The following is a 3,065-nucleotide window of genomic DNA, read 5'->3' as shown; positions in this document are numbered from 1 at the left end:
CCATAAGCGGCAGCGCATTCTAAGAACGGTTGGATATTTCAACACGCCCGGTTGGCGGTCTCTTTCAGGAGAGGCCCAATGTTTAAGGGCTTTACGGTGGCAGTTGTGGCGCTGATGACCACAGCGCAAGTGGATCGATTCCTAACCAACGGTCGGTACACCGACGCGGCCATCATCATGCTGCGGCAGATCAGGCACGCGTTTGGGTTCTGAGATACCCTTGGGAACAATTTTTAGGCGCGTCGATGGAAGGCATCTTGTGGACTGATCTCGACGCGGATGAGCAACGCGCCCTTGCGATATTGGGAGCCGGGCTTTCTATCGAGCTGTGTGACCCCGTTGCTCTCCTGACTTTAAGGCGCCTCGGTCTGATCGTAGGCTCTCATTTGACGGCTGCTGCGCACGAGTTGCGCAGGGGCGTTGTTCTGGATGAACTCAGGCGCGTGATTGCATGATGTAACCAAGCGCACGGCCGCGAACAGGCGGTCGAAAGTCCTCGCCAACGATAAGCGGGATGCAGGATCGCTCAGGTCGTTAGTATCGGTCAGTCATGCCCTGTGTTTGAGCTGGAGTTGATCCTGGCACGCCATCGCTCTTCAAAAGTGTCAGGGCCCTCTTTCAGTGCCAACGCTCGTGCATCCAGGGGATTGCCGGGCTTGCTGGCCATGACAATGCCTGTCGCTTCTCCGCGAGCAGTGAGTTTGGGGGACTGCTCCATAGGCCATTCCAGCAATGCTTTCGACAGCATCGGCTTACCCGCGTACCAGCATTTTCGTCCGTCGATGAGACGATAGGACCAGTATTGCCCTTGCGGATTTGGCGGCATGGCGGTGCTGCATTGTTGCTTGGTATGCACGCTGGTCATTTCGAGCAATGAGAGCGCAGCAATGCAAACGGCTAAAGTCAGCGATTGAAGCGGTTTGCTCATGGGCGCGCTCAATTGCTCTGTTGCTGCAATCGACTTAGGGCAACGATCAAGGCAGGCCGTTCGAGGACTTCCACCAGCTTTTCAAGGATAAGCGCATTATCCTTGGGGCAGGGCTGAAGGTATTCTTCCAGTATGAGTTGCGCGTTGCTAATCGCTTCCAGGGCTAATTGCTGATCAGTCATCACTGCTTACTCATCAATTAGTTGCGCCAGGAAAGCGAGCGGAGAGATAAATCAAGTCAGCTTTGAGGAATATCCCCGCTCTTCTTTTCACTTTTTATTTCAAGTTGTCGGCTTCCCACTGTGTCTCGGTGTCGTCGGGGTCAATGTTGCGCAAATAGTCCCGCGAGCGTGTGTTGCGAGCGAGGGGCACGGCGACCAACGTCGCGCAGCCGGTCGGGACAGGGCCGCACCAGCTCGGCGCCTGGGCCAAGGGCTCCTCGATCAGCTCAACAATGGGCCGACTACCGCAACGCCTCGGCGATCAAGCTGTCGAAGGTGACGATCCGCTTCACCTCCGATCCGGCCGCCCAGGCCGCAGGGCTGCGTTGCGATCAACGAGCAGCCTGTATCTCAATTCCCACACTTGCGAGCAAAAGAGATCCGTCTGTCGCTTTTCGAACAGACGGAAAAAGCCCGGTCCGTTCCAATTCGCCAACGATTGAAGACAGTCATCGGTTGGGGGAGACGAAATGGAACGTTCCCTGTTAATTGAGCTGGCGCGCGATAAATATGTCGAGCGTTGCAAGCAGCGGGCCTTCGATCATCTGGACCGAGGCGATCTCAAGAACGCGGTCGCCTCGTTTGTCGGCAATATGAACGCGCGTCCCGATTGCGAACTGCCGTCCTACTTGGGAACGCTTGGCGCTTTGCTGCTGAYGGCGAACGATGCGTTCGGCTGGAGAACGCTGATTGAAGGATTGAGGTGATGATCCGATAAACGCAGGCATTGGGAGGTGTGGGGATGGCTCACTACAGGGCTTACCTTTTGGATCAGCACCACCACGTTATAAGCGTAGCCAATTTGCAGTGCGCCGACGAGCAGGAAGCACGGGAACGTGCTGCGCAGCTAKTTGATGCCAACGACATCGAGCTATGGCAACTCGATCGGCGTATTGCGGTCTTTGAGGCCCCCGCAAGCCGAACCTCGCAGGCGGCGAGAAGGGAAAAGCCGCAGCGCCCCAGGGAAAAATGAAGCAGCCTGTCAGTGCGCGAATTCTTCAGTGCATGAGACTTCGCAGCGTCCCGATGCGAGCGAACATCGAAGGGGCGCCGATCTGTAAGGAAGTCCCGCAGTTCGAGAACGTTTCCTCTGCCTGGTATTGGGAGTAGGGGAGCGAGAGCACCCTCGTCGTTCGAGGCGCGCGGCGGCCCGTTGCTGTGCCCTCTCCCCTTGCGGGAGAGGGCAGCGAGGCCGGTAGACGCAGACTCACTCGGGTGAGGGGTCTGTCTCCGCCTCGTAGCTTGCCCGCGTAAGCCGTTGATTCCACTATCGCCGGCTACTGTGCATGGGGTTGTTTTCGCGCTTTTTGTTTCGCGAGGATCGTCATGCCCCGGGGAGGCGCTTACGCCGCCGCCGGCAGATCCGGATCGGCGATCGCGCCAGCAACGCGGACGCGCACGCGCAGCGCGTTGCCGGGCAGATACGCAATCGGCATGTCCTCGACGTCGACGGTCTTGAGGCTGTCGCGCGCGGCGCCAGCCTGGACGGCACGGTCCGCCGCGATATCGCGCGCGGCGGCGATCGCATCCTCCCGGCTGAGATCGCGGAACACCTGGTCGGCCTCGCCGCTGACCTGCGCGATCGCAGCGCCGACCGCATTGGCGCAGTCGCCATGCGGCACGCGCACGATCTCGGAGATGCCGGGCAGGCGATCCGGCACCAGGAAGGCGCCGCCGCCGACCGCGAGCAGCGGCACGTCGCCGGCTTCGGTCTTCATGCGGTCGATGTCTTCCTCGAGCTTGCGCCAGGCATCGCGCAGCGCGGCATCGATCAGGCGCTTCGGCAGCTTGGCGACGCGTGAACGGTCGCCGATGTCGATCAGGCCGGCCGCAACCGCAATGTCGGTGGCGGTGAGGCGCGATCCGCCGAACACCAGCGCGTCCGTCGTCAGGCGGTAGCCGACGCTGAGCGGGCC

The 3,065-nt window shown here is 60.1% G+C and carries 4 protein-coding genes and 2 pseudogenes; 3 read left to right on the top strand and 3 right to left on the bottom strand.

Annotated features, from left to right (window positions below):
- Positions 1-78: 78 nt before the first annotated feature.
- Positions 79-213, top strand: a complete 135-nt coding sequence (locus AC1D00_RS33955) for a hypothetical protein (protein ID WP_283813803.1) — start codon at positions 79-81, stop codon at positions 211-213.
- A 331-nt stretch (positions 214-544) separates the two neighbouring features.
- Here AC1D00_RS33955 and AC1D00_RS33950 read toward each other — a convergent pair whose 3' ends face one another.
- Together AC1D00_RS33950 and AC1D00_RS33945 are read right to left on the bottom strand one after the other, a co-directional pair.
- Complete coding sequence (locus AC1D00_RS33950) at positions 545-928, bottom strand: hypothetical protein (RefSeq protein ID WP_477013674.1); 384 nt, start codon at positions 926-928, stop codon at positions 545-547.
- A gap of 8 nt (positions 929-936) precedes the next feature.
- The gene (locus AC1D00_RS33945; RefSeq protein WP_404554498.1) at positions 937-1,110 is read right to left on the bottom strand and encodes a hypothetical protein; all 174 of its coding nucleotides are present in this window, start codon (positions 1,108-1,110) and stop codon (positions 937-939) included.
- A gap of 191 nt (positions 1,111-1,301) precedes the next feature.
- Between AC1D00_RS33945 and AC1D00_RS33940 the strand changes: the two are divergent.
- Together AC1D00_RS33940 and AC1D00_RS33935 are read left to right on the top strand one after the other, a co-directional pair.
- A pseudogene (locus AC1D00_RS33940) lies at positions 1,302-1,473 on the top strand (ABC transporter substrate-binding protein); the annotation flags it as partial.
- A gap of 146 nt (positions 1,474-1,619) precedes the next feature.
- Positions 1,620-1,856, top strand: coding sequence for a hypothetical protein (locus AC1D00_RS33935; RefSeq protein ID WP_477013673.1), 237 nt, complete (start codon positions 1,620-1,622; stop codon positions 1,854-1,856).
- A gap of 636 nt (positions 1,857-2,492) precedes the next feature.
- Here AC1D00_RS33935 and AC1D00_RS33930 read toward each other — a convergent pair.
- Positions 2,493-3,065, bottom strand: a pseudogene (locus AC1D00_RS33930) (hydantoinase/oxoprolinase N-terminal domain-containing protein); the annotation flags it as partial.

This window comes from Bradyrhizobium sp. P2_E8, from assembly GCF_056403875.1.
The sequence above is the reverse complement of the archived record's forward strand: the minus strand, read 5'-3'. Positions and strand labels throughout refer to the sequence as shown.

Excerpts from the sequence above, each read along its gene's own strand:
- AC1D00_RS33950 (WP_477013674.1), bottom strand. The coding sequence starts at position 928 with ATGAGCAAACCGCTTCAATCGCTGACTTTAGCCGTTTGCATTGCTGCG.
- AC1D00_RS33945 (WP_404554498.1), bottom strand. The coding sequence starts at position 1,110 with ATGACTGATCAGCAATTAGCCCTGGAAGCGATTAGCAACGCGCAACTC.
- AC1D00_RS33955 (WP_283813803.1), top strand. The coding sequence starts at position 79 with ATGTTTAAGGGCTTTACGGTGGCAGTTGTGGCGCTGATGACCACAGCG.